This is a genomic window from Aeribacillus sp. FSL K6-1305 (assembly GCF_038050115.1).
Lineage (GTDB): Bacteria > Bacillota > Bacilli > Bacillales > Aeribacillaceae > Aeribacillus > Aeribacillus composti.
Genome location: NZ_JBBOQV010000003.1, coordinates 38,586 through 63,084 on the forward strand (window position 1 = coordinate 38,586; position 24,499 = coordinate 63,084).

17 protein-coding genes and 4 pseudogenes are annotated in these 24,499 nt (G+C 36.9%); 9 read left to right on the plus strand and 12 right to left on the minus strand.

Annotated elements, in window-relative coordinates; genetic code table 11:
* Positions 1-194: 194 nt before the first annotated feature.
* Positions 195-1,007: a hypothetical protein gene (locus tag NST97_RS18565; protein ID WP_341343591.1), complete on the plus strand. Its 813-nt coding sequence runs from the start codon at positions 195-197 to the stop codon at positions 1,005-1,007.
* A gap of 194 nt (positions 1,008-1,201) precedes the next feature.
* On the opposite strand, the gene NST97_RS18570 is transcribed toward NST97_RS18565, so the two are convergent.
* The 6 genes from NST97_RS18570 to NST97_RS18595 all read right to left on the minus strand — a co-directional run bounded on the left by NST97_RS18570 (position 1,202) and on the right by NST97_RS18595 (position 9,187).
* Positions 1,202-2,575, minus strand: a complete 1,374-nt coding sequence (locus tag NST97_RS18570; protein ID WP_327847978.1) for an IS1380-like element ISGsp2 family transposase — start codon at positions 2,573-2,575, stop codon at positions 1,202-1,204.
* A gap of 855 nt (positions 2,576-3,430) precedes the next feature.
* Complete coding sequence (locus NST97_RS18575; protein ID WP_063386457.1) at positions 3,431-3,826, minus strand: CDI toxin immunity protein; 396 nt, start codon at positions 3,824-3,826, stop codon at positions 3,431-3,433.
* A 20-nt stretch (positions 3,827-3,846) separates the two neighbouring features.
* Positions 3,847-4,752 carry a transposase gene (locus NST97_RS18580; RefSeq protein WP_341343592.1) on the minus strand — a complete coding sequence of 302 codons (906 nt, stop codon included), beginning with the start codon at positions 4,750-4,752 and terminating at the stop codon, positions 3,847-3,849.
* A 159-nt stretch (positions 4,753-4,911) separates the two neighbouring features.
* The gene (locus tag NST97_RS18585; protein ID WP_181556890.1) at positions 4,912-5,328 is read right to left on the minus strand and encodes an immunity 70 family protein; all 417 of its coding nucleotides are present in this window, start codon (positions 5,326-5,328) and stop codon (positions 4,912-4,914) included.
* Between the two features lie 10 nt (positions 5,329-5,338).
* Positions 5,339-6,997: a hypothetical protein gene (locus NST97_RS18590; RefSeq protein WP_339199304.1), complete on the minus strand. Its 1,659-nt coding sequence runs from the start codon at positions 6,995-6,997 to the stop codon at positions 5,339-5,341.
* Between the two features lie 828 nt (positions 6,998-7,825).
* Complete coding sequence (locus NST97_RS18595; protein ID WP_341343243.1) at positions 7,826-9,187, minus strand: IS4 family transposase; 1,362 nt, start codon at positions 9,185-9,187, stop codon at positions 7,826-7,828.
* A 176-nt stretch (positions 9,188-9,363) separates the two neighbouring features.
* Here NST97_RS18595 and NST97_RS18600 point away from each other — a divergent pair, with 176 nt between their 5' ends.
* From NST97_RS18600 to NST97_RS18625, 6 genes and pseudogenes are all read left to right on the plus strand, one after another.
* On the plus strand, positions 9,364-11,664 hold the full coding sequence (locus tag NST97_RS18600) for a type 2 lanthipeptide synthetase LanM family protein (RefSeq protein WP_341343596.1): 2,301 nt from the start codon (positions 9,364-9,366) through the stop codon (positions 11,662-11,664).
* A gap of 91 nt (positions 11,665-11,755) precedes the next feature.
* Positions 11,756-12,670 carry an ABC transporter ATP-binding protein gene (locus tag NST97_RS18605; RefSeq protein WP_340436152.1) on the plus strand — a complete coding sequence of 305 codons (915 nt, stop codon included), beginning with the start codon at positions 11,756-11,758 and terminating at the stop codon, positions 12,668-12,670.
* Positions 12,667-13,404: an ABC transporter permease gene (locus NST97_RS18610; protein WP_340881103.1), complete on the plus strand. Its 738-nt coding sequence runs from the start codon at positions 12,667-12,669 to the stop codon at positions 13,402-13,404. Before NST97_RS18605 ends, NST97_RS18610 begins: the two co-directional genes overlap by 4 nt.
* 303 nt (positions 13,405-13,707) lie before the next feature.
* Positions 13,708-14,034, plus strand: coding sequence for an IS66 family insertion sequence element accessory protein TnpA (tnpA, locus tag NST97_RS18615; protein ID WP_340881104.1), 327 nt, complete (start codon positions 13,708-13,710; stop codon positions 14,032-14,034).
* A complete protein-coding gene (gene tnpB, locus NST97_RS18620; protein ID WP_340881105.1) occupies positions 14,024-14,380 on the plus strand; it encodes an IS66 family insertion sequence element accessory protein TnpB in 357 nt (118 codons plus the stop codon). The genes tnpA and tnpB overlap by 11 nt, the downstream gene beginning before the upstream one ends.
* Positions 14,381-14,424: 44 nt before the next feature.
* Positions 14,425-15,021, plus strand: a pseudogene (locus NST97_RS18625) (transposase); the annotation flags it as partial.
* A gap of 176 nt (positions 15,022-15,197) precedes the next feature.
* Here the strand turns inward: NST97_RS18625 and NST97_RS18630 are convergent.
* From NST97_RS18630 to NST97_RS18640, 3 genes and pseudogenes are all read right to left on the minus strand, one after another.
* Positions 15,198-15,998 (minus strand): ExeA family protein, encoded by an 801-nt coding sequence (locus NST97_RS18630; protein WP_063389145.1) that lies wholly within the window; start codon positions 15,996-15,998, stop codon positions 15,198-15,200.
* Positions 15,991-17,241, minus strand: a pseudogene (locus tag NST97_RS18635) (IS481 family transposase). The gene NST97_RS18630 and the pseudogene NST97_RS18635 overlap by 8 nt, the downstream one beginning before the upstream one ends.
* Before the next feature lie 140 nt (positions 17,242-17,381).
* The gene (locus tag NST97_RS18640; RefSeq protein WP_063388963.1) at positions 17,382-17,945 is read right to left on the minus strand and encodes a DUF6431 domain-containing protein; all 564 of its coding nucleotides are present in this window, start codon (positions 17,943-17,945) and stop codon (positions 17,382-17,384) included.
* A gap of 131 nt (positions 17,946-18,076) precedes the next feature.
* Between NST97_RS18640 and tnpC the strand changes: the two are divergent.
* A pseudogene (gene tnpC / locus NST97_RS18645) lies at positions 18,077-19,081 on the plus strand (IS66 family transposase); the annotation flags it as partial.
* A 37-nt stretch (positions 19,082-19,118) separates the two neighbouring features.
* Here the strand turns inward: tnpC and NST97_RS19410 are convergent.
* A pseudogene (locus NST97_RS19410) lies at positions 19,119-19,241 on the minus strand (hypothetical protein); the annotation flags it as partial.
* A 727-nt stretch (positions 19,242-19,968) separates the two neighbouring features.
* Here NST97_RS19410 and NST97_RS18650 point away from each other — a divergent pair.
* Positions 19,969-21,579, plus strand: coding sequence for an IS1634 family transposase (locus NST97_RS18650; protein ID WP_340880959.1), 1,611 nt, complete (start codon positions 19,969-19,971; stop codon positions 21,577-21,579).
* A gap of 104 nt (positions 21,580-21,683) precedes the next feature.
* Here NST97_RS18650 and NST97_RS18655 read toward each other — a convergent pair whose 3' ends face one another.
* Entirely contained in the window at positions 21,684-22,319 is a 636-nt protein-coding gene (locus tag NST97_RS18655; protein WP_340434346.1) for a winged helix-turn-helix domain-containing protein, read from the minus strand.
* A gap of 2 nt (positions 22,320-22,321) precedes the next feature.
* Positions 22,322-24,484 (minus strand): peptidase domain-containing ABC transporter, encoded by a 2,163-nt coding sequence (locus NST97_RS18660; RefSeq protein WP_341343593.1) that lies wholly within the window; start codon positions 24,482-24,484, stop codon positions 22,322-22,324.
* Between the last annotated feature and the right edge of the window lie 15 nt (positions 24,485-24,499).

The following is a 24,499-nucleotide window of genomic DNA, read 5'->3' on the forward strand; positions in this document are numbered from 1 at the left end:
AAAAATAATGACTTATAATACATTATGTTCGTAAAATTCAAATTTTCTCTTTTCTATTAAAATTTGATTTTTTTTATAAACTTATTTACAAGATTTTCTATATTTCACCAATTATTTGATAAAATAAAAATAAAACAAATATTTGTGAAAAATTTGTTTTTTATATCATATAAAAATATAAACGGAGGATGGTTATGCAAACTATAGATGAACATCGTAAAGAAGTACATATTCTTGAAGAAGATTCTCACAACTATAAATTCATATTAATAAAATACCCAAATAATCCGAATGAAAAAGCTGTTTATCAGTGTATAGCTGGTCACTTTTTTGAAATGAAACCTGACGAATTTCTAAAAAATAAACAATGTCCAATTTGTGAGATTGATGAAAATATTAGTCGTAAAACTAAAGAATATAACTTATATTTGCAAAAAGTAAAAAAATATAATGATGGGAAATGCGAACTTACTAACGATACTAAAAACGTTGTGGTTCATCATTTGTATAGTATAAGAAAATATCCTGAGCTTGCTTACCACCCTGATAACGCGATTTTACTCAATAAAACATTACACAAAGAATATCATCGGAAATATTCTCCATACAATACAAATGGCTATACTTTTCTTGCTTGGTTAAATGATAATATAGAAAAATTTGGTATTGCCGAAGATTCGATCAATAGACTTTCAATAAAAGTACAAAAGCTAATGAATGTATTGGAAAATGAGATTGCAAGTAAACGTGGTAACAAACTTGAAAACTCTACTCCTAAAATATTAAATTCCTCTGTTACTAATATGAAAGAATTACAAAAAATGGAGAGGAAAGCAAATAGATTAATTGAAAATATAGAGGCATTTGAAACAATTGAAATTATAGAAAACGAAGTCTACTTATTAAACAGTTATCTTGAAGCTTTTGTTATTTATAGAAATGATTTTGGCAATTGGAACGAATATAATCCAATATCTGGTTCAATACCAAAAAACCTGAATCCGTGATGAATTGAAATCGACTTTGATTTTGTTGTAATTTTGATGGATTGATAATCCATAAAACCCCTTTTATGCTTATGACCTATGTCATCTCTATTTCCGAAAATGGAACAAATCTCTTTTTTAGGTATACGAACCAAAAAAATAGACAAAAAAGCACAGGGAGTGACGTTGGACATCAGTGCCCGAACATTCGTTCGTTATCTTGCCTCTCTCCATTTCTGATAGACGTTCAGTAGGGGCTCGCTATAGCCACTCCTTCGCGTCAGTTTCATCCAGATCTGTCGTGATCGACGGACGAGTCGCCCTGCCATCGTGATCACCGTCTGAATAATCGTCTTGATGCGGCGGCGTTTCACTTTGTGGTGCAACGGATGTCTCGGATCGCTTAATAGATCTTGTCCAATCAGACGAAGAAGATTGTAAACGAAGGCTCCCATGACCAACACGAGCGCATTCGTTTTCATCTTCCCAGATGGAAGCCGCTCTAAATCTAAGTCGCTCTTCAGTTCGCTATGAAACTGTTCGCATGTCGCATGGTCATGATACAACGCGAGCACATCGCTCATTCGAACATGCTCGTATCCTTTGAGCCGCACCCAATAGCTTTCCACTTCATAATCAGGAACGAGCATCAGCTGTCCATTGCGTTCCATCGTCCGTTCCGTCACTTGGGTGACTTGAACGTACGTATACGTGTTTCCATCGATCGCTGCCTTCTGTGGAAGGCATAGCTCATAGGTTTGTACTCCTTCGCTTTGTCCATCATCGACACGTTTGCCCTTTTGCGAAGCGATCTGGAACCAAAGCGCTGTCGATTCTCGGCGTAAGTTTCGCTTGATGACAAAGTCCACGTCTTCCTTTAGGCATACGTGCACATTCGCTTCTGCATCGTTTCCTGCATCCATGCGAACAAGCAGACGAGATGAAGTCAGTTGACGAGCTCGACGGATAGCGGTGACTAAAAACGAGGGCATGTTGTCTTGCACATGTTGTTTCCCTGGACGCAACTCGGCATGAACGAGATACCCTTCCTTCCCTGCATACGCAAACAACGGTGTAAAACCGTCAAATCCTTTATACGTTCGACTGACTCCTTCTTTTTTCGTATCGGAGTTGTCAAATGGGGAACCATCTATATCAAGGGGAAGCCATGTCGTCTTTCCTTTGGTCCAACAAGGGGACAAAGTGGCATGTCGTTGAATCAACAGACGTATGGACTCCTCCCAAAGAATCGTTTCGGTCATCGGAAGACAAGCGAGCTGATCGAGTCGTTGTCGCAAGGTTGGAGAGGAAGGCACGTGCTGAATCCCCATCGATGCCGAAAAGATATCGTCCTGACGATACGCTTCGATATGATCGAAATCCGTTTTTCCTGTGGCAAGCAAGCCAATCATCGAGCGAATGACATCGCTATGGGAAATGTGCACTTCTCGACGAACCGTTGGAAGCCGAAGTGCGTTTACCCGTTTATCCAGTTTCGTTCGATGGAGTAAGTAGCCAACGAGAGCAAGCCCAGCACTTGGGGTAATCGCTTCATCTGTCAATACAAACCGAATCGGGAAATCTTTCATCACATCACCTACTTGATGAAGAATCGTCAACGTCGTTTTCCCTTATCGTATCAACGGTTTGCGACCATTGTAAAGATGTTTTGTCACGGATTCAGGAAAAAATGTTTTTGAAGCAGTAATGGATGTCTAGACAATTTATTATAAAAGAAAAAGTGTGAATAATTTTATCAGACGTCAATTAAGGGGGCTGAAAATGTTAACATAACCAAATAAAAACATCTACTTTGCATGTGAAGTATTATTAAAACAAAGAAAATGCTAAAAGAATTTTTAACTCTCTTGATGAAAAAAACAAAATACTTTCAAAAAGTTCCCGATTCATCATTTGTCTGAAAATCCAGAGTGGAATTTTATTTTTATGTTTTAAATTTATTATTGGTCCTGAATCTATTTTAAATATAATGACTGCCATTTAATTATCTTAGCAACAAGGGTTAAGTGTGGAAAATGGGTAACAGTCTATAGATTATTTTCCTAATCAAAAATTTATTAGACATCCAGGAGTTAATCGAGGTGGAGTAATCCTCTCGCTATAGTAATCGGTGGTAGCGAAGAAAAAGTTACGAAAAAAATTTTTATAAAATGGTGGGAAAACAAGGGTAAGGTTTTTGGCGAAAAAAACGGTAGTAACTGATAATTTTTCAGCGGGTTATATTTGATGAAAATTGTAAAATAGGGCATCTTTTTTATACACATTTTGTGCGTACAAGATAACTCTAAAAATTATCATATAGAACTTGAATAGATTACATGCACAAATTGTATCACTAGCAGCTCGTTCGGCACTACGTCACTAGTAGAAAATCCTCAAAAGAGAATTTATATTCCCCTTTTGAGGGTTAATTCAATGATATTTTACTTCAATCCTATTCTTACTTCACCGTCATGAAATATCTCAATAACATATCCTGAAGATGGTGAAAATATCCATGTATCAAAACTTACAGCAGTAACATCATCTATAACTTCAAATACTTTATTTAACTCAGATTGAATTATAGGTAATGTCCTTTCATCCCAAATAACATATATAACGTTGCTGTATTCATCAATGTTTTGGTTCAAAAAGGAGATGATCTCATCAACTGTATTCATTTTAGCATGATAAGTCACTTTCTCCCATTCAATACGCCCCCACTCAGTAAATGGAAAAGAATTCTCAAAATCTCTTAGTACTTGCTCTCCCTCACTATCAGATAAGACGTGTACATTCTCACCTAGTGCTTCAATACATTCATCAAATAAACTCATTCAAATTCCCCCTTATCTATTCAGCTGTTACGATCGCCAAAGATTTCATTCTGTTCCTTGTATTTGGCTAGTCGAGGTAAAAAATTTTCTCGAATCCGTTTTAAAGGTTTTTTCCATTTCTTGCGTTCTGCTCGTTTTTCCTTCCGAACTTTTGTATCAGATTCCTGTTCGATTTCCTCTGTTAGGATTTCGACTTTTTCTTCTAATTTTTGAGCGATGGCTTCCAAGTTCTGTTCCGTGATTTCTGGATCTTCTTTCGCCTCTTTTTGTGCTGTTCCTGCTTCTAATTGGGTTAATTCTTGAATGTACTGAAGTGTTTCTTGAATTTTTTCTCTTACCTTCGCTTCAAATTTCAAGGTTGATTTTTTCCACACGAAAGAATACTTATTGGCATTGGCTTCAATTTTAGTACCATCCAAAAAGTAGTTTTCCATCGTGATGTAATTTTCTTCAATCAGCTTCAGAATCATCGCTTCAAATAACTCATCCATTAGGACCTTCATCCGTCCGCCTCGGAATTCGTTGATTGTCCGGAAATCTGGTTGTTGCATCGCTGAAAGCCACATGGCAGGAATATTTTCTTTAACGAGTTTTTCGATTCCTCGGCAGGAATAAACCTTTTGAGAATAAGCATACAGAATGATTTTCAGCATCATTTTGGGATGATAGGAACTTCTGCCGCCGCCTTTATAATGAGAAAACAATTGTTTATCTGGTATCGCCTCCACCATTTCGTCCACGACACGTGCCACGTGATGTTCGGGTATGAGCGATTCAATATCATAAATCATTTGAACTTGACGGTTGTCATATGGTTTGAAAGTAGGGGCTAAATTTCTTTTGGCAGAAGTTTTTTCTTCTTTTCCATCTAGAGGAAGTGTCATTTGTGTGTTATAATTTTCAGGAGTAATCATTTGATTGCTCATAAAAAATCGTCCTTTCTGTAATGTTGTGTCGCAACTTCATTTTACTAGAAAGGACGATTTTTTTGTGCATTTTTTTAAAAGTGAAAAAATGAGGGGCTCCAAAAAGTCAGTTACCTGACTTTTTGGACAGCCCCTTCAAAAATCATAGTTTAAACTTTCTTAAATACTTTCTATTTCAATGTCTGACTTTATTTTTAAAGCTTTATTTAATGCTTTTTTTAAAATAGTTATTAAATCTTCCCCATCACTTGTAACAAAATAGTTAGATAAGTCTGTAATTTCATCACTTATATTATCTCCCCATGGAGGTGTTTTTGAAAGGTCTTCGATATCCCAAACGACTTGTGATGGACTGTAATTTTTCAAACTTTCTTGAATTTCATCTATTTCTTTAATAACATCTTTAATATATTTATACTCAAGTTTACCATTATATAGTTTGTTTAATAAAAGAGGATACTTTGTTCCCCAACCATTTGGCTCTAAATGATAGCTTACTGTTGAAAAAAACGAATGTAAAAAATCACCATGACCAATTGGATACCAGTAATATTTTACTTTCAAACCTACAGCCAATTCTGTCACCTCACTCATTAGTTTTAAATCTAATATTTACTTTACCATTTGTTTTTTTCATTATTCTATCATACAAATCATCTAGTATTTCTTCCGATACGTTTTGTCCCCGTATATCGATAATAACAGTTTGTTTAGTACCTCTCGGCAAATCACTTAATCGTTTTTCAACTTGGGTAGAAATATTGTTTACTAATCTGCTTCTACCACTTGGGGTAGTAATTTTATAATTTTTTACCTCTATACTAAATCCTTCTCTATAAAAATCTGGTCTTGAGCTTCCTTTTGTCCCATAAGGTACTTCTTTTCCGTTTTTGAAAGATTTTTGAGCACTATATTCTGGATATTCTTTTCCTATGTCAATTTCTGATTGTCTCCAAGACGGTCTAGCATTACCCATACCCTTAGTGCTAAGTTCAATGCCATCGTTGCCTGCTTTACCTCCGCCTACATTTATCCCATCCATCTTACTTAACCAAGCTTGAATCTTATTCTCCACCGGAACCTTAACATTCCCAGCCCCTTCTATGGCCAATCCCATTTGCCGGCTTGGCAGGAGGTGTCTTAAGTTTGTTGCGGCGTTGTCTACGAATCGGCCGACTTGCAACGCACCGTTTGCTGCGCCGGTTTTCAAATGCTGCGGCATTTCCTTCGCCCATGCTTTCGCATTTCGAATGCGGGCAACGATGTCTTTTTCAGCATGGACAATCAGGTCGCAGGCACGTTGTGATTTCTGGTGCAAGCCAGCTTTCAAGCTTGTAAATAGCTTGGGATCCATGGCTTCTAGAAGAGGTGCGAACCGGGCGGTGCTGCTGAATTTCGAAAGCGCGCTGACGCCAGGGACGATATCCAATGGGGCGAGGACACCGCGGAATACTCTTTCGCCTGTTCCCAGTTCCCTCCCTGAAATCCAGTCTTTTCCGGAAACGGCCGAGCTTAATTCCAGTGTACCATAGGCCATGCCCAATGCCATCCCTGCCGGCGGACAAATAAATGAGACGCCGACAATCACGACGAGCGCCGCTATTTGCCCCCAGAATTCTTTATTCAACTGTCCTTCTTTGATCGATTCATACTGAAAAGCATGGGAATTCAATGTCGTCTGTATATATTCTTTTTTCGAAAAGTCATGGCGGGTGTTCAGTTCTTTCCATGAGGCGTATTCCCGTTCCATTAGCCTGGCATAGTAGTTGCTGCCGCTGAACAGATCTTCCAGTCCAACTTCCGCTTTCGGCACTTCGATCGTCTCCTGTGAGCCATAAGTTCCTGGAACGACGATTATTTCTTTAACACCGATGTGGTTTTTCGTCTTGATCTTTGATATCGATAAGTCGCGCATCGCTTCGACAAAAGCATCGATATCTTGATAAAACGGCTCATCGATGGTGCGGTCGACAATATCTCCGATGCGGCCGCTAAAGCGGTGCATGACAAGAAAATCCTCATATAAGCTTTGATATTGGCTTTTGCGATCGGTATGGGTGAAAGAGATGACACCATCGCTGTCATATTTGGCTATGTCTGACTGGGCGTCTTCCAAAAGATCGCTGATATCTTTTAAGTTGTCGATCATGCCTTTTCCCCATGCGCCAAGGCCGATCAGATCGCCAATGCCTTTCTTGGTCCTTTCCCATTCTGAAGGTATATAGTTGACATTCACTGTATCCATGCCTCCGATTGAAACGAAATGGATTCCATCAAGTGGAAAAGCTTTTTGTTTCATTATAAGACAGATAAAGGAATTTTTAGTAAATAGAAATGAAAAAAGGGAATTTTAAGAAAAAACTACCAAGAGGTTTCTAGATTATTTTCTTATTTAGGTAATAGAGACCAATCATATTGTCTTAAAATAAAAATCCCCCTTAAAATTTGAAGGGGGATAAATGATTCTGTTTTGCAGGTAATCTTGACGGCAGCTTGTCGTCGATTTTTTGGTTTTATAATATGTTTGTTGGCGTATTTTTTGTTTAAGATAAAAATAAATTTTTTGCATTCTATTAGACTATGATTTATCCTACTACTACACCTTGACAGGGTGGAGGTCACTGGTTCGAACCCAGTCGGAATCATCGAGATGAAAAGTCATAAATCCTTGAGATAAGGGCATTGACCTATTTAATGTTCAAAAGTTGAGAGTCGATCGAGTAGTGGAAACAAAAGATTGATTATTGAATCACCCGCCAAAGTGATGGAAAGGTGCGTAAAAATGTTAGGGGAAAGTAATGGAATGGCGTTTAAAAGTGATTGAATCCCTAGCCAAAGTGATGGGAAAGTGCTTAAAAGTGATTGAATCCCTAGCCAAAGTGATGGGAAAGATCCCAGAAGTGATTTAAATCCCCAGCAAAAGTGGAGGAATCAATCGATCCTAGAAGTAACCTATCAAATTTGCAGCAATCGGTGAATGACCGAGTGCTTTATTATTCGGAACACAAGGATTTTAAATCTCGAATGCTTATTTTGTTACCCCATGCATTAAAAATGGGTTTAATATTATAACTCAACTTTCGCACACAGAAATATTTAAGCATTGCTTGATATAATTAGGTATAGTGGCCAACCATTTATTCATTTGATTTTTAAAGATGTCCATGTTCAAAGAAACCTCGGCTTCCGCCAAAGTTTGGAAAAGGTCAATAAGTGATTGAAGGGCAGTAATAAAATCTATGTCTTTTACATCTTCGCAAAGGATGTAAAAAAGGTTGCCAATCGTCTTAGGATCCTCCTCTTTTCGCATTTGCCAAGCAATGAGAATATATCGTGTAAAAACAATGGTTGTATGGCTAATTAACATGTCGTAGGAACGTCCCTGGAATTCTTTCTCTAAATTTAAAAGGGATTTATTGCATTTGAAGAAGACTTCAATGTCCCAACGCATGCCGTAAATACGAATGATCTCTTCATTTTCTAATGTTGTATCTGTGCTGAGAATGGCAAGCCATTCGCTCCGTTTATTACGGTTTCGTACAAATAGAATTTTTACTGGAATTCCATTGTCTAAAGTAGCATAAACGGATCCGAGAATGTCTTTTTTACCCATGTGAGGTTTTGCCAATTTGTAAAGTTGATTCAGTGTGAAACGTTCACCATTGTAAACGTATCGCTGCTTTAATTGCTTCACCATGCCAATGACAAATAACCCTTTGTTCGTAATCTTCTCAATTAAAGGCGCTTGTGTAAACCAGGAATCCATGAGAACATAGTCAGCTATAATCCCTTTTTCAAGCGCATGATCAAGTAAAGCTGAAGCCACGTCCGGTTTTGATTTCAGAGCTTCCTGGCGACGCTTATAGCCAGATGTTCGTTTATCAATATTGGTATTGATTTCTTGCAGGCGACTTTCCTTTTTCGGTGAACTTAGAAGAGCAAAATCAACGGGAATAAAAGTAAAACTATCGGTCCAGCCAAGGGTAAGCATTTGAAACCCTTTCAAGTACTGATGGGTAGAGTGATCAAAAACCTTAGCCAACAGTTCAACCGACTTACTACGGTTTCTTGAAAAGACAGAATCATCAATCACAAAAGCTGTGACACGATCTTTTGAAGTTAATGGTTGAAGCAGACGGATCATTTCACTGCTTAATGAAAGCAGAAACTTTCTCCAATGATAGGTTGGTGTATTTAAAAAGCGATAGACTGTATCCTTTCCGGGCAGATCCTGAGATCGTTTACTCATAAAAGCACGAAACCAGTTCTTATATTGGAAGACTAAAAGAAAAATCAGTTTGAAAACAGTAAGACAAGAATACCCGGAAAGTTTCGTAATATTCGCTTTTCTTAAATGATATCCAATATTTAATTCGGAAAATCCTTGTTTAATTTCTTTTGGTAATTGCGCAAAGTAGTCTTTATTCGTTATCATAGTGGTGACACCTTTCTTTTGGATTTGGTTTCGTCACCAATATTTTACCAAAAGAATAGGTGTCTTTCTTTATGTTTTAAAAAATGTCAAATGATAATTTTGTACTTCCCAAAACCATTTACATCAAGCATTTAAACAAGATTTTGGACTGCGAAAGCTGAGATAATAACAAAAAGATTGTATATAAACCGAAATCCCTTTCTATTTCTAAACATTTTCAAGATCTTTTAGAATGGATTAATGAAAAAGGCATTGAACTCAAGTTTAAAATTCAAAAAATCTTAGACAAACAAGAATATGGATGGGAAGAATATATAGAATACACTGAATGTGTTTCTGAAGATGAAGTTAAGCATTTTTATAAACGTCAAGGAGGATATTTAGCTCTTTTATATTTACTTGAAGCTACAGATTTCCATTTTGAAAATGTCATCGCTTCAGGAGAACACCCCTTCCTTATTGATTTAGAATCACTATTTACACATCAAACTATCCCAGATAGTGTTAATGAAACAACAGCAATGTCTAAGGCTATGAAGGAGTTTCGAAATTCAGTCTTTAGAACACAGTTAATACCATTTTTCATTGGTGGAACAGAAGTTAGCGGTTTGGGAGGAATGGAAGGTCAAGAAACTCCATTTGATGTTCTGCAGTGGAAAGATGTAGGTAAAGTTTCCATGAAAGCAACAAGGGAAAAAGGAAAAATTTCTGGAGGAAATAACATTCCTAAAATTAATGGAAAATTAGTCAATGTCCAGGATTATAAAAAGGAACTTATTGAAGGTTTTGTAACCACTTATAACATCATGAAAGAAAATAAATTTGAATTGAAAAAATTCCTTAATATCTTTGAAAATGACACAATTAGAAAAGTAATAAGACCGACCTATGTTTATTCTCTTCTACTAGAAGGAAGTTATCATCCAGATTATTATCGAAATGGACTTGATAGAGACAGATTATTGGATCGTTTATGGTGTGGTGTTGAATATGTACCACATTTAAAAGGCGTTATTGCTTCAGAAAAAAAAGATATGTTATTAAACGATATTCCATTTTTCTATACAAAAACAAATTCTAGACACTTATGGAATAGTTTTGATGAAATCATTCCTAATTTCTTTTATAATGATTCTCTTTCTGTAGTTAAAAAGCGATGTGAACAATTAAGTGACGAAGACTGTATAAAACAGTGTGACTATATTCAAATTTCACTTCAAATTAGTTCTAACTCCCATATGTATAGAAAAGAAAATATTTCTAAGGAAAATGAAAATACTAATTTTTCTTATGAAAAAGAGGAACTTTTAAAAGCAGCTATTCAAATTGGAGATTTATTAGAAAAAAAAGCCTTTCATGGCGAAGATGAAAACGATGTTACATGGCTCGGTCTTCAATGGAAAGGTAAAGCAAGTCAATGGAATTTCTCATCTCTCGAATCGAATCTGTATAGTGGTTTAAGTGGTGTTTCCTTGTTTCTTGGTTATTTAGGAGAAATTACAAGTGAATTAAAATATAAACAATTATCCTATTCCGCTATTATGTCTGCGGTTAATATGTATAGGCATAAGACTGATTCAGATAAAAGTATTTCAGCATTTCAGGGTGATATGTCCATTGTCTATACGTTAATACATCTTTCAGAGTTACAAGACAATTATGAAATGAAAGAAGAACTAAAAAAGGAGGCTTTCTTCATCGCTAAAGATCTAATTCCATTAATCGAGAATGATAAGAATTATGATATTTTAGATGGAGTTGCAGGAGCATTAATTGTTTATTTAGAGTTATATCTTGCTTTTGGGGATAAGACATTCTACGAAGCAGCTATTAAATGTGGCAAACATCTAATCAATAATTCTATGGATTTGGATAATAAAGCGGGTTGGTTAAATCCATTAATTAGAAAACCAATTGGCGGTTTTTCACATGGAGCTTCTGGTATCGCATGGGCTTTATTAAAACTATATAATGTTAGTGGGATTGAGACTTTTAAACAAAAAGCATTGAACGCTTTGAATTTCGAAAGAGCGCAATACAAACCAGAAGAACGAAATTGGTATGATTTAAGAACTAATACAATGTCATTTCCTAGTTGGTGTAATGGAGCAGCTGGTATAGCACTAAGTAACAAATTAAATTTAGATGTATTAAAAAATAGCGAAGAATTAATTCTTGACTTAAACGCTGCTATCCAAACAACAATAGAAAAAGGTTTTGGAAATGAATATTGTTTATGTCATGGCGATCTCGGAAATCTATCTATTCTTAGAAGTATTTCAAATTTAGCGGATGAAAATATTAATAAACTCACCCAAAATGTTATAGGAAGATTTCTGTATGAAAAAGTAATAGAAAAGGATACAGCAAGACTAACAAGTTTTATGATGGGATTGACTGGAGCAGGATACGTCTTACTTTCGTTATTAAAGCCATTACCTTCTCCCCTCTTTTTAGAATTCCCTAAGAAAAATTAGGTATAAATTAATAAAATGTTAAGAAGCATTTAATGGTTTAATTAATTTTATAGACTTATACTAAAATCAGGATAAATAGGGGGTGTCTGGATTGGAAATATTAAAAACTGTAAATCTTTCCAAGAAATATAAAGGTCATAGTGTTGTAAAAAACATGAATATGACTATCAATAAAGGAGAAATATATGGTTTTTTAGGTCAAAACGGAGCTGGAAAAACAACCACGATTCGTATGATTATGGGCCTTATCAAACCAAGTTCTGGAGAAATTCATTTATTCAACAAGAAAGTGAATAACCCTTCACAGATTCCATTCGAACGAATTGGAGCAATTATTGAAACCCCAGGTTTTTATAATAATTTAACAGGCTATGAAAACTTGGATATTCATAGAAGATATATGAATATCTACAATAAAGAATATATCGACGAAGCTTTAGAAATAGTTGGATTAATAGAAAATAAACATAGAAAGGTAAAGGATTATTCATTAGGTATGAAACAACGCTTAGGTATCGCAAGAGCGTTATTGCATAAACCTGAATTATTAATCCTAGATGAACCGACTAATGGCTTGGATCCTAAAGGGATACGTGAAATTCGAGAATTGATTCACAAACTAGCTGAATTCAAAAAAATTACAATATTAATTTCTAGTCACATTTTAAGTGAAATTCAACAAATGGCAACTAAAATAGGAATTATTCATCGAGGGGAATTGTTGGAAGAGATTAGTTCTGAACAGATTTCCAAACGAAATCGAAAATATCTGCAACTTGTTATAGATAATGCTAATAAGGCAAGCGTGGTCTTAGAACAAAAACTAGGAATATACGATTATCATGTAGAAAACACCAATATAATTCGTGTCTACGAACGAATTGACGAGTCCGATGAAATTACTCGTGTTTTAGTAAATGAAGGAATAAGTATTAAGCAAGTCAATCTTACCGCAGATACACTTGAAGATTATTTCTTAAAGTTAACGGAAGGTGTAGCCCTATGAGTAACCTATATTATTGTGAGTTGCTAAAATTATGGAAGTCACCTATTAGATTTCTTATGGTTTTAGCCGGAATTGCTCCTGTTTTTTTCACTGTGTTTCCTCAATTCATGGCTCAAATGGCAGCAGATGCACCAGTGTCATGGGACTTAATAATACTTGGTAATCTTTCTTATTTCAACTTACTAATCGGAATACCCTTATTTTATTTAATTACAGGTTATATTTTCGCATATGAATACAAACATAACATTATATCTCAGCTTTTTTGCTATCCTAATTCGAGAAATAGTATTTTATTTGCAAAATTTTTAGCTATCAGTACGTGTATTGTAATTACTACTGCTATTTCCTTTATAGGATTATTAATAATCGGATTCATTTGGAAAAGTAGCGGTTTTGAAATACAAACTTTACTTGGCGGAGTAGATTTATATATATTCTCAATTATTCTTCAAATATTTTTAATACCTTTTGCAATTTGTTTAAGTATTTCTAAAAAGAGTATGGTACTTCCAGTTGGAGTAGCCATAATTTTAGTTATTGTAACAGGCTTTACAACAGGAACAACAGTTTCACAAATATTTCCGTGGGCTATCCCTTTAAATGTTATACTTCATTTGGGTAATCATGCTACGATGGAAAATATCATGTTCTTTACTGGAATCGTAATTCTTATCTTATTTTGTATTGTTACAACATGGTATTCTAAAAGATTATATAACAAAATAGACTAATATATCTTTTCTAAAATAATAGGCTCTTTATTAAATGGTGTTGGTGAATATTTTTTGTGACTTTCAATAGATATAATACAATCAGAAGCTTAGAGGACTTGCATCTTCTAAGCTGTTTTTAATTTGCGAAGTTTTGGGGCGATAACCAAAAGCAATACACTTGATCATCTTAATTTTTGGTCTGCTGTGAAAGAGATAGCCCTTTCAAGATCTAAGTAAGCGCCAAATATCCCACACCTTCTAACCATTTTGATGTTTTGTGATAACTACATCAACATCAAAAGTTAGGAGGTTTTTATTTTTATGTCCCTAGAAGAACGAAAACAAATGTGGCAACAACGAATCGATGCCTATCGATCTAGTGGAGAGTCAAGTGTAAAAGCTTGGCGCAAACAAAATCAAGTAGGTCATCAAAGTATGTATAAATGGATGAAAAGACTAGAGTTAGAGACAACTGAAACTTCACGCACTTCCACTCAATGGCTAACTGTTGAAGTATCCCATCCGTTAGATGAAAAAAACTCCCCACTCATCGTTAACATTGGGGAATTTTCCATCGAAGTAAAAGAAGGTTTCAATCCACTCCTTTTCAACGAAGTGGTTCAGGTTCTGAAAACACATGTTAAGTAAAACACCCATTCAACATGTTTATTTAGCAGCGGGAGTAACGGATTTACGCAAGTCGATTGATGGATTAGCAGCCATTGTTCGAATGAGCTTTCAGTTAGATCCTTTCTCTTCTAATCTCTTTGTCTTCTGTAATCGTAAACGAGATAAATTGAAAATTCTCCATTGGGATCACAATGGGTTTTGGTTGTACTATCGTCGTTTAGAAAAAGGGGTCTTTCAATGGCCTGATGAAAGAACTCCCGGCCCTTTGTGCATCACTCCCCGCCAATTCAGTTGGTTGCTCGATGGTCTTTCTTTTGAACAAAAACAAGCACATGAACAAGTATCCGCTAAAATCATGATTTAAAAGGAATTTGACATGGACCTGTCAATTCCTTTATTCTTTAACTTATGAACAAACACAAACAAACCAATGAATCAACAATTGAAGAACTGCAAGCGAGAAATGCGGAACTCGAAAAACAAAATGAAGCCTTACAGGCTAAAATCAAATGGTTGGAAGAACAATTCCGCCTTAGCCAACATAAAAAATTTGGGGCTTCCAGTGAAAAAACGAATCCGGATCAACTCGAACTTCCTCTTTTTAATGAAGCTGAAATCACAGCGGATGCCAAAGTGGAAGAACCTACACTTGAAACGATTACTTATAAACGGAAGAAGTCTGTAGGACAACGCGATGCGAAACTAGAGAACTTGCCTACGGAAACGATTCACTATCGCTTAGCCGAAGAAGAGCAGGTTTGTTTGTGTTGCGGTGGAACCGTACATGAAATGAGTACGGAAATCCGAAGAGAAATCAAGATTATTCCTGCTCAAGTAAAAGTCGTTGAGCATGTTCAACATATTTACAGTTGTCGTCAATGTGAACGGGAAGGAATCGAGACACCGATTGTCACAGCCAAAATGCCAACACCTATTTACCCAAAAAGTCTGGCATCTGCATCGGCTATGGCCTATATCATGAATCAAAAATACGTGGAAGGAATGCTGTAAATTAGCACACTATTTTAGAACCACTTTTTTCAAATTATTTTGGACTAAAATCGGAAATACCTCTAAAAATGTTTGCGAATTCTCTCCGATTTTGCACGCTTTTTCCGATTGTTTGCGCACTATTTCAGACGAGAATCGTAAAACCAAAAGGAGCCGTTCGGCCCCTTTCATTATGCCCCTGTTTCCTCCACCGCCATTCGAACAATTTCTTCGTCAATCACGTCTTTTTTTAGCTGGTAGCCGTATAAAAGGCAGGTAGTCGTTAACGTATTGATGACTCGTGGCCATCCTTGCGACTGTAGGGCAATTGCCTCTAGAGCCGCAGGGGTAAAAATCGAGTGTTTTACCCCTGCTTGCTTCATTCGCTGCTCAATGTACGCTGCCACTTCTTCTTTGGAGAGTGTCCCCATCCGATATCGCATGATGATTCGTTGCTGAAGCGGACGATGGTGATTCAAGCGCAGTCGTATCTGTAAGTGCGGCAGCCCTGCCAAAATCAACACGAACGGATTCGTTGAATCCATGTGAAAATTAAACAGAATGGCGATATCCTGCAAAAACGCATCTTTCGCTAGATGCATTTCATCAAGCAGAATCACAGGGGTGATTCGACGTTCATGATACATTCGTTCGATTCCTTGTTGAATTTGGTAAAACAAGTCCACCTTGCGGTATTTCGGCTCCTCGCCTAACCCTAAGGCTAGTCCTCGATAAAAATCCATCACACCACCCGTTGATAACGGGAAATACACCACGTGATACAACGAAGGATGTAACGATTCTTTGAACGTCCGAAGGGCGAACGTTTTCCCCACCCCCGGCTCTCCTGTCAGTAGACCGATTCCTTTCGTTCGTTTCACGTAATCCAATGCATGTAATGCCTCTTCGTAAGAAGACCCTCGATATGCTTCAGACGGACTTGTGTCTTTCGAAAACGGCTCTCGAGAAAGGGAGTAGAACGTTTTATACATCCGTTCCTTCCTCCTTTCCTAGTCCCGTAAATGGCGATCGATGGCGTTTCACGTGGGCATTATCGTGCAGACGCACCAGCGTCGCTTTCGCTGCTTCTTTGCCGTCTTCGTATACATACACCCCTTGCTCATCATACCGAATTTCCACTGATTGTCCGATAAACCGAGGTGGAACCTCATACAGCTGTTTGTTTAACGTAATCGTCCCATCGGCTTTCACTTTGCGAAACTCTCGCTTCAAAAAGACCGTATCCAGCCAAGTCGCATCCTCCACGAATGATACTACCTGCACTTGCGATTGAAACACTTCATGCGGCGTTTTTCCGTCTAACGACGCATGGGGCTTCCGGTGGTAGTCTTTTTCGAGCCACTTCTAGAAGCGTTCGTTCAGCTCTTGAAGCGACGTAGCCGGTTTCATCTCCAACAACGGGGAAAACCGAGTTTGCACCGTCTTAAAAAATCGCTCGATTTTCCCTTTGCTCTGTGGATCATATGGCTGCGTATGAATGAGCGTGATCCCTAATTCTGCGCAAGCATATTGTAGTGTCTCCGATCGATAAATTTTGCCGTTGTCCGAATAAATTCGTTTCGGCTTCCCGTACCGAAGCAGCGCTTCTTTGGTCACGATCCGCAACCCGTCAAATTTCTCGGAAGAGAAAAACTGAGCGTACGGTACGACCCGCGAACAGTCATCGATGTAGGCAATCAAAAATGTTTTTTGCGCTTTTCCATTCTCTCGTATCATTGGACCATGGGACAAATCCCCTTGCCATAACTCATTGACTCGATCGTACGCAAACCGTTTTCGTTCAGGAATCGGTAAAATTTCTTTCCCCACGAGGTTGTATTTTTTGCACAATCGATATATAGTAAAGTAAGATACAAGTTGTGTTTCGATTTCCCCCTGCTCAATAAGGTGTTGGTAAAACACCGTCACGGGCATGTGGGGAAGTTTTTTTCTTAGGGTTAAAATATGATCTTCGTCTTCAGGTGACAGCCTTCGGGAATGACCACGGTCTGACCGTCGTTTTGGCTTCAGCGCCTCAAAGCCCCCTTTTTTGTACTGCGTGCACCAATCTAGAATCGTCTTCGCTGCGATCCGTTTCTCTCCATAGTGCGGAACCCAATGCATGCGCGTTGACACCTCCTTCAGGTACGATGTCCGATCCACCTGCCCATTGACTAACGGTGCGATCAATCCATACCGAAATAGGGCGATTTCTTGTCTCACCGATTCGTCCATCAGGGTTTCCTCCTTCTTCGATTTTGCGGAAGAACCAACAGGTTCGTCCTGCCTTCATCATAACCCATCACTTTCCACTCGTCGACGCAAAAGGTTTGTGGAATCGATTGCTTTTGGAAATAGATCCAAAAAGAAACAAATTAGGCACCGAATCTATTCGCTAAAAAATGGGTAGATTGTTCATTCCACATCGCTTGGATGAGTTTTTCCAAACAGACCTCCTCCATTTTTTGAATCCACTCCTGTGCTTGAACGAGTGGTTCATCGGACAACCCAAGAATTCGCTTCCCTTTGGTTTGAAAAAACCAACGAAGCCACGGTAAGTTGGAGAGTAGTCGACGCATATAAAAATAGACTCCTTGTCGGGTAGGAAAGAACCTTGACGAACGTGTCCCCTTGTCTAAGAGAAACGAGAGGCGCTCGTTGATGCATGGGAGGATCGTCCAAATCGTGTATTGGAAATAAGGGAAGAGAAACGTGGGAAGCACCGTAACCGTCTTTTGGCATATCGTGCATCGATAACGAGCAATCCAAATCCGATAGGCTTCTTGTCCCATTAATGCATTTCGTTCATAATAGCCGTGACGGTAAAGGGTTCGCTTGACTTGGCAATGTGGACAACGATGGATCGACGGAAAAGCATTCTGTTTTCCTAAGTCCGCATAGGTTTGCACATCGATTCCAAAGTCGTACAATCGAATCACGGTCTCGTTCTCCCCCTCCGAAACAATTTACTAAAAATTTAGCACACTCTTTCAGAAAAGGGGAGAAGAACATCCCGAAGGAATTTGCAAAAAAGAAGGCTTTTTATGCGGAGATAAAATGATAATTTACAGGAATGCCTCTTTATCGTCAAGAAAAGCAGTTGGAACGATTCGGTGTGTATTTATCACGCCAAACGCTCGCCAATTGGATGATTTATGGTGCAACCAATTGGCTTTCCATTCTATATAAACGGATGCATGAGCTATTACTCGAAAACGATATTCTGCATGCGGATGAAACTACACTTCAGGTTCTAGCAGAACCTGGACGAAAAGCGGATTCGAAGTCTTATATGTGGATGTATCGAACAGGACGAGACATACCGCCGATTATCTTATATGATTATCAAACGACTCGTCACAGTAAACATCCGAAGGCCTTTCTAAATGGATTTAAGGGATATCTGCATGTAGATGGATATGCAGGATATCATGAATTAAAGGATGTCAAACTGGTAGGTTGTTGGGCACATGCAAGGCGAAAATTCGATGAAGCACTGAAGGCATTACCAGCCAATGTGGATAAAACATCATCAACCGCTGCAGAAGGAATTCAATTCTGTAATCAATTATTCCAGATTGAAAGACAAATCAGCGAAAAGTTTGAGAACTGTACTCCCGAACAGCGCAAAGAATACCGTCTTGAGCACAGTAAACCTGTGTTAGACGCTTTTTTGGCATGGCTAAAAACAAAACGCCCTCAAGTTCCCCCAAAAAGCAAATTGGGAGAGGCAATTACACATTGTATAAATCAATGGAGTAAGCTCATAGTGTTTTTAGAAGATGGGCGACTTGAAATCGATAATAATCGTGCAGAGCGCTCGATTAAACCATTCGTGATGGGCCGTAAGGCATGGCTATTTTCCCAATCGATGAAAGGTGCATCAGCGAGTGCAATTATTTATAGCATTGTCGAAACAGCTAAAGAGAATCAATTAAATCCACTGAACTACTTAACATATCTTTTCGAACAATTACCATTGATGGATCTCCATGATGCCGAAACTATTGATCAACTCCTTCCTTGGTCGAAGACAATTCCAGAAGAAAGTCGCATTCCAATGAAAACTAAATAAAGCATACAATAAACGCCCACGAAAAAACACGTGGGCGTTATTTGACGCTTACAGATCTAACGTAATTTTTTTGCGTCAAGTTATGCACTTGAACTTCATCTTTCGTCCATTGGAGGCATCCGTTATCTAATCGTTTATAAAGTAATGCGAAACCATCATCGTCAAAGTATAATCATTTATAACGATCTCGTTTCTAACCGGAAAATAAAAAGATAGCTGCGCAATATGGATCGAGGTGGAACTGATCTTGTACAAGAGCAACTAATCCGACAATGCTTTTTCACATATTCGTTCGACCACTGACAATGTAGATATTTATTTTTTACATTCGTGAAGTCATAAATCATCTTTCGTCAGTTCCTACATGGTAGTTTGGATGACTCGATTCTTAACGCCAGGGCCAGGGTAAAAGGATTTTTTTATTTGATGGGCTTTGGTTTAGGCGACACACGATCTGCCGAAAGGTTTAGATGATGATCTATTTGAACGGAAACGATGGATACTTATTTGTTGCCATAAGAATACACCTCCTTAATTTGATAGTTTCATCAAACAGGAGGTGTACTTATAATATATGCGTATTATGTTTAGAATCATTATGAGACATGTTACACTACTCATTGTACTATGTGGTTTGGCGATTATTACATTTTACCAGAGTTTTGTTTTTTGTCTCTTTTTTGTGCAAAAAATGGGTGTTGGTTTTTATTCACCAACACCAAATATTAAACTCAAGTTTGACACCATTTCACTACATGTGGATAACTAAAGGTGATTATACCAATAGTTATCCACTTTTTTTATCGAAAATATAATCATTATGTAGTGTTATGTGGATAACTTTTGTATATCCAATAATATGTAATATATGTTATACTATTAGTGCTATGTATATTCGAATTAATAAGCAAAAAAATAAAAATGGTTCTGTTCGTCAATATCTACAAATATGTCGTACATTTCGTGTAGACAATAAAGTTCGGCAACAAACGCTTTGTAATCTAGGGAGGTTAGAACATTTATTAGAGAATGGCTCTGTCGATAACATAATCGAGGGATTAGCCAAATTTTCAGAGCGTTACTTTGACCGAATTCACGGGCAAGGCTCTTCCTCTTCTGTCTCCGTGCTTTGGACAAAAGAGTTTGGGCCGGTTTATCTGTTCCGAAAGGTATGGGAAAAGTTAGGGCTTGGTCGGCTATTACGTAAAATCATGGATGATTCCGAGGCTGCTTCTCAGTATGACGAAGCCATTTTTGCTATGGTGTTAAACCGTCTCATGGATTCCAATAGTAAGCATTATATCTTCAAACAATGGATCGACACGATTTATGCAGAAGGTCTTTCAGACATTCAACTCCATCACTACTATCGTGCATTAGACTTCTTAAGTGAACAAAAAGAAAAAATTGAGGAACAACTTTATGGACATTTAACCGATTTAACCTCATTAGAAGTAGATATCGTGTTTTACGACACGACAAGCACCTATTTCGAAGGAGAGGAAGCAGACGAACTGCTGGCTCACTATGGTTACTCCAAAGATCATCGTGGAGATCGAAAACAAGTCGTGATTGGCTTATTAATGACCAAAACAGGGATTCCGATTGGGCATCAAGTCTTCCCTGGAAACATGCATGATACGAAGACATTTGGCATGGTGGTTGGAGATCTGAAGAAGCGCTATCCTATTCAGAAAGTCATTCTAGTGGGAGACCGCGGAATGGTTAGTGAAGCCAACTTAGATCAAATTCGTGAACTGGGCATGGAATATATTGTGGGTGTCAAATTACGAAAGTCGAAGAAAGCCCAAGAGCTATTATCCATCCGTGGGCCATATAAGAAGGTTCTCCCGAATCTAAAAGTGAAGTCAAAGAAAATCGATGGCGAAACGTATGTACTCTGTTACAATCCGGACGCTGAAGAACGTGATCGAGCGAGTCGTCAAGTCGTGTTAGAAAACCTTCAATCGAAGCTTGATGAACTCGGTCCATCTGGACTCGTCAAAAACCGTGCGTATTCCAAGTTTTTAACGATAGAAAAAGCATCGGCCAAAATTGATGAAGAGAAGGTATCCAATGACGAAAAGTTTGACGGAAAGTACGCCATTCGGACCAACTCGTCATTAACGGATGAAGAGGCAGCACTTGCCTATAAAGAGTTGTGGAGAGTGGAACAAGCCTTTCGTAACCTGAAGTCGAATCTAGAACTTCGCCCGATGTACCATCGAGTGGAATCTCGTATTCGAGGCCATATCATGGTTTGTTTCCTTGCGCTTGTCATGGAATCCTTTTTGGCCTATAAGCTAAAAGAAATAGGATGCCAAACAAGTGTAAAGGATATTTTGCATGATGTAAGCCAGATGAAGGCCTCGAAAATACGCGTGAATGGTGAAGAGCAAATCGTTCGTACAGAATTACAAGGTCAAGCAAATCTAGCATTTGAAGCACTTGTCACACAAGCGCCTCCTAGAGTATTAGAAAAAAACACGTGCCACTAACAAGTGTAGTGGTACGTGTTGTGGGTAAAGTCCAAAACACCAGCATTTTCGGGCTTTTCTTTAGTGTACTCTGTCAAACTTGAGTTAAAGAGACAAAATGAGGATTACGCCTCTTTTAATGAACTAATTTCAAACAACAATAGACCATATCCCACACCTTTTTTAGTAATTAATAATTTTGGTTTTTTTGGGTTTTTTTCTATCTTTTTTCTAATCCTATTTATATACACATAAAGTGAATCTGTACCAATTGGATATCCTATTCCCCATACGCTGTTTATTATTTCATCAATCGTTAGTATCTCTCCCCTGTTATCTATAAATAACGATAGCAACTTGTGTTCTATTGTTGTTAAAGGGTAGATTTCCCCATTGTTTGAAATGCACTGATTTTTTCTATGGAAAATCACATTTTCATTTAATTTTACTATTTCTTCTTTAATTCGTTTATAAGGGAGAAAGAATTCGAAAAAGATGTTCTCTAGTATTGTTCCATCACTTTCTTCAATCTTTTCAATGTTTTCCGGTGTTAGTAGTAAGATTGTTCCAAATTTTAATTCTGCTAATTTAGTAAAATCTTTTATTGTGGACAAATCGATGATAAAGTAGGGTTTATCATTGGTAGTAATTTCTATATCATATTGCAAACTTCTAATATGTTTTAAGTACACACCCTTAGAGGAAAAGAATATACTTAATTTCTTTATGAGATTTTTATTTTCCGATACTAATAACACCACTATTATATCCTCTCCATAACCGGTTTGTTCGTTTTATAATTATACAATTCATGGTATAGACCTTGTTTTAATAGCAGTTCATCATGTGTACCTTGTTCAACAATTTCACCATTATTCATTACGAATATTTTATCGCAATTTCTGACAGTACTTAATCTATGAGCGATAATAACAACCGTATTATTTAGGGAATTTATATTATTTTCAATTATGCTTTGTGATGAATTATCAAGAAAACTTGTTGCTTCATCTAATACTAAAATAGAAGGTGAAGTTACAAGGCTTCTTGCAATTAGTATTCTTTGTCTTTGTCCTCCTGATAAATTGACCCCAGATTCGGAAATGATAGTATCATAACCCATTGGTAAGGACATAATATCATCGTGTATATTCGCTAATTTTGCAGCTTTAACTACATCTTCCATTGTAATGTTTTGATTAAACAATCTAATATTGTCTGCTACAGTTTGATGGAATAGACGAGTTTCTTGCAGTACAGTACCGATATTATTCCTTACTTTTTTAAAATCAACGTCCACATCTATTAAAAGTCCATCATATCGTATCTCCCCTTTTGTCGGAGTGTAAAGATTTATAATGAGTTTTGCCAACGTACTCTTTCCAGAACCCGAAGGACCAACAATCCCTATTTTCTCGCCTTTCGTTATGTTCATATTTATATTTTTCAACGCATAATCGCCGAATGAATCATAACGATAATAAACATTTTTCAACTGAATATTTCCTTGAAAATCATAGTTTTTTGTGTCCTCTTCATCGTTTTCTACTATCATCAATGGGCTTTGATTTTTTTCCATTGCTACGACATCATATATTTTTTTTATATATGTGTCGACAAGAAGTAATTGATTATACGCTTGTCCTAATGATGCAATTGGACTAATAAAAGCTATTGCAATAGCGTTAAAACCGATAATTTCACCTACTGATAAGTCGGTATTAGTAACATAAAATGATCCTATCCACAGAACAATTAAAGGTATAATGAGCTGAATTCCTTGTATCAAAGAATCTTGAAGAGATTTAAATCTATTTCCCTTTTCAGCATATTTGAGTTGCTCATTAAATCGTTTCAACCATTCTTTATATACGTTTGATTCTCCACCAAGTATCTTTATATCCAAAATTCCTTGTATACTTTCAGAGATATAACTTTGTGTTTTGGCTTGTTCTGCTACCTCTTTTTCGTTTAATTTCCTTGTATAAACTGTAAAAGCTAACACGATAGTAAATTGGATTAACCCTAGTAACATCACAATTACCCCTAGTTGCCATAACGTTACTAGCATTATGATGGCATAAATAAACAGCATCAAAAAATCAATTACCAACGTTACTAATCTTGTTGAAAGAATTTGCCGAATGACAACATTAGAATTGGCACGAAAGACAAGATCCCCTACCGTACGATTTTGGAAAAATTTATACGATAAGGAGAATAGCCGTTGAATAAACGATGACATCATTGATCTATCTACTAATGTTTGAATTTTTGAAATTATATATCCCCTGGTTATAGTAAAAAGGCAATAGAAAGCAAATAAAAGGATTATAGATAACCCCAAATGTTCTATTCTATTTCCATCCACCATTTTATTAGTAATATTTGAAATAAACATAGGAATTAATATGCCGAAGAATTGAATAATTAAGGAAGTGAATATGACCAAATATATCCACTTTTTATGCTTGAATATAGATTGTAATAAAAAATTCCACTTCTTCCTTTTGGGTGATTTAACAAAATTTTCATTTGGCCTTAAAATAAGTGTATAGCCTGTAAACTTTGAAAGGAATTCTTTTAACTTTAATTTTTGGAATCCTTCGGCTGGGTCGACAATAATTGCTGACTTTTTATTTAACTTCTTTAAGATTACAAAATGATTGTCGTTCCAATGTAGTATTACAGGTTCAGTAAGCTGCATTAAGTAATTAATATTTGCTTTAACAGTATATGTTTCTAAATGATAATTTTTAGAAATATCTATAAGATTTTTGAATGACAGGCCTTTATTATTAACGGTGAAATCTTCACGTATTTCTGGAAGTGTAATGTGATTACCATAATAATTTAGTATCATAGTCAGACAAGCTAATCCACACTCTGCGGGTTCACTTTGTTCAATAAAAAGTATTCGTTTCATCAAATCACCTACTTT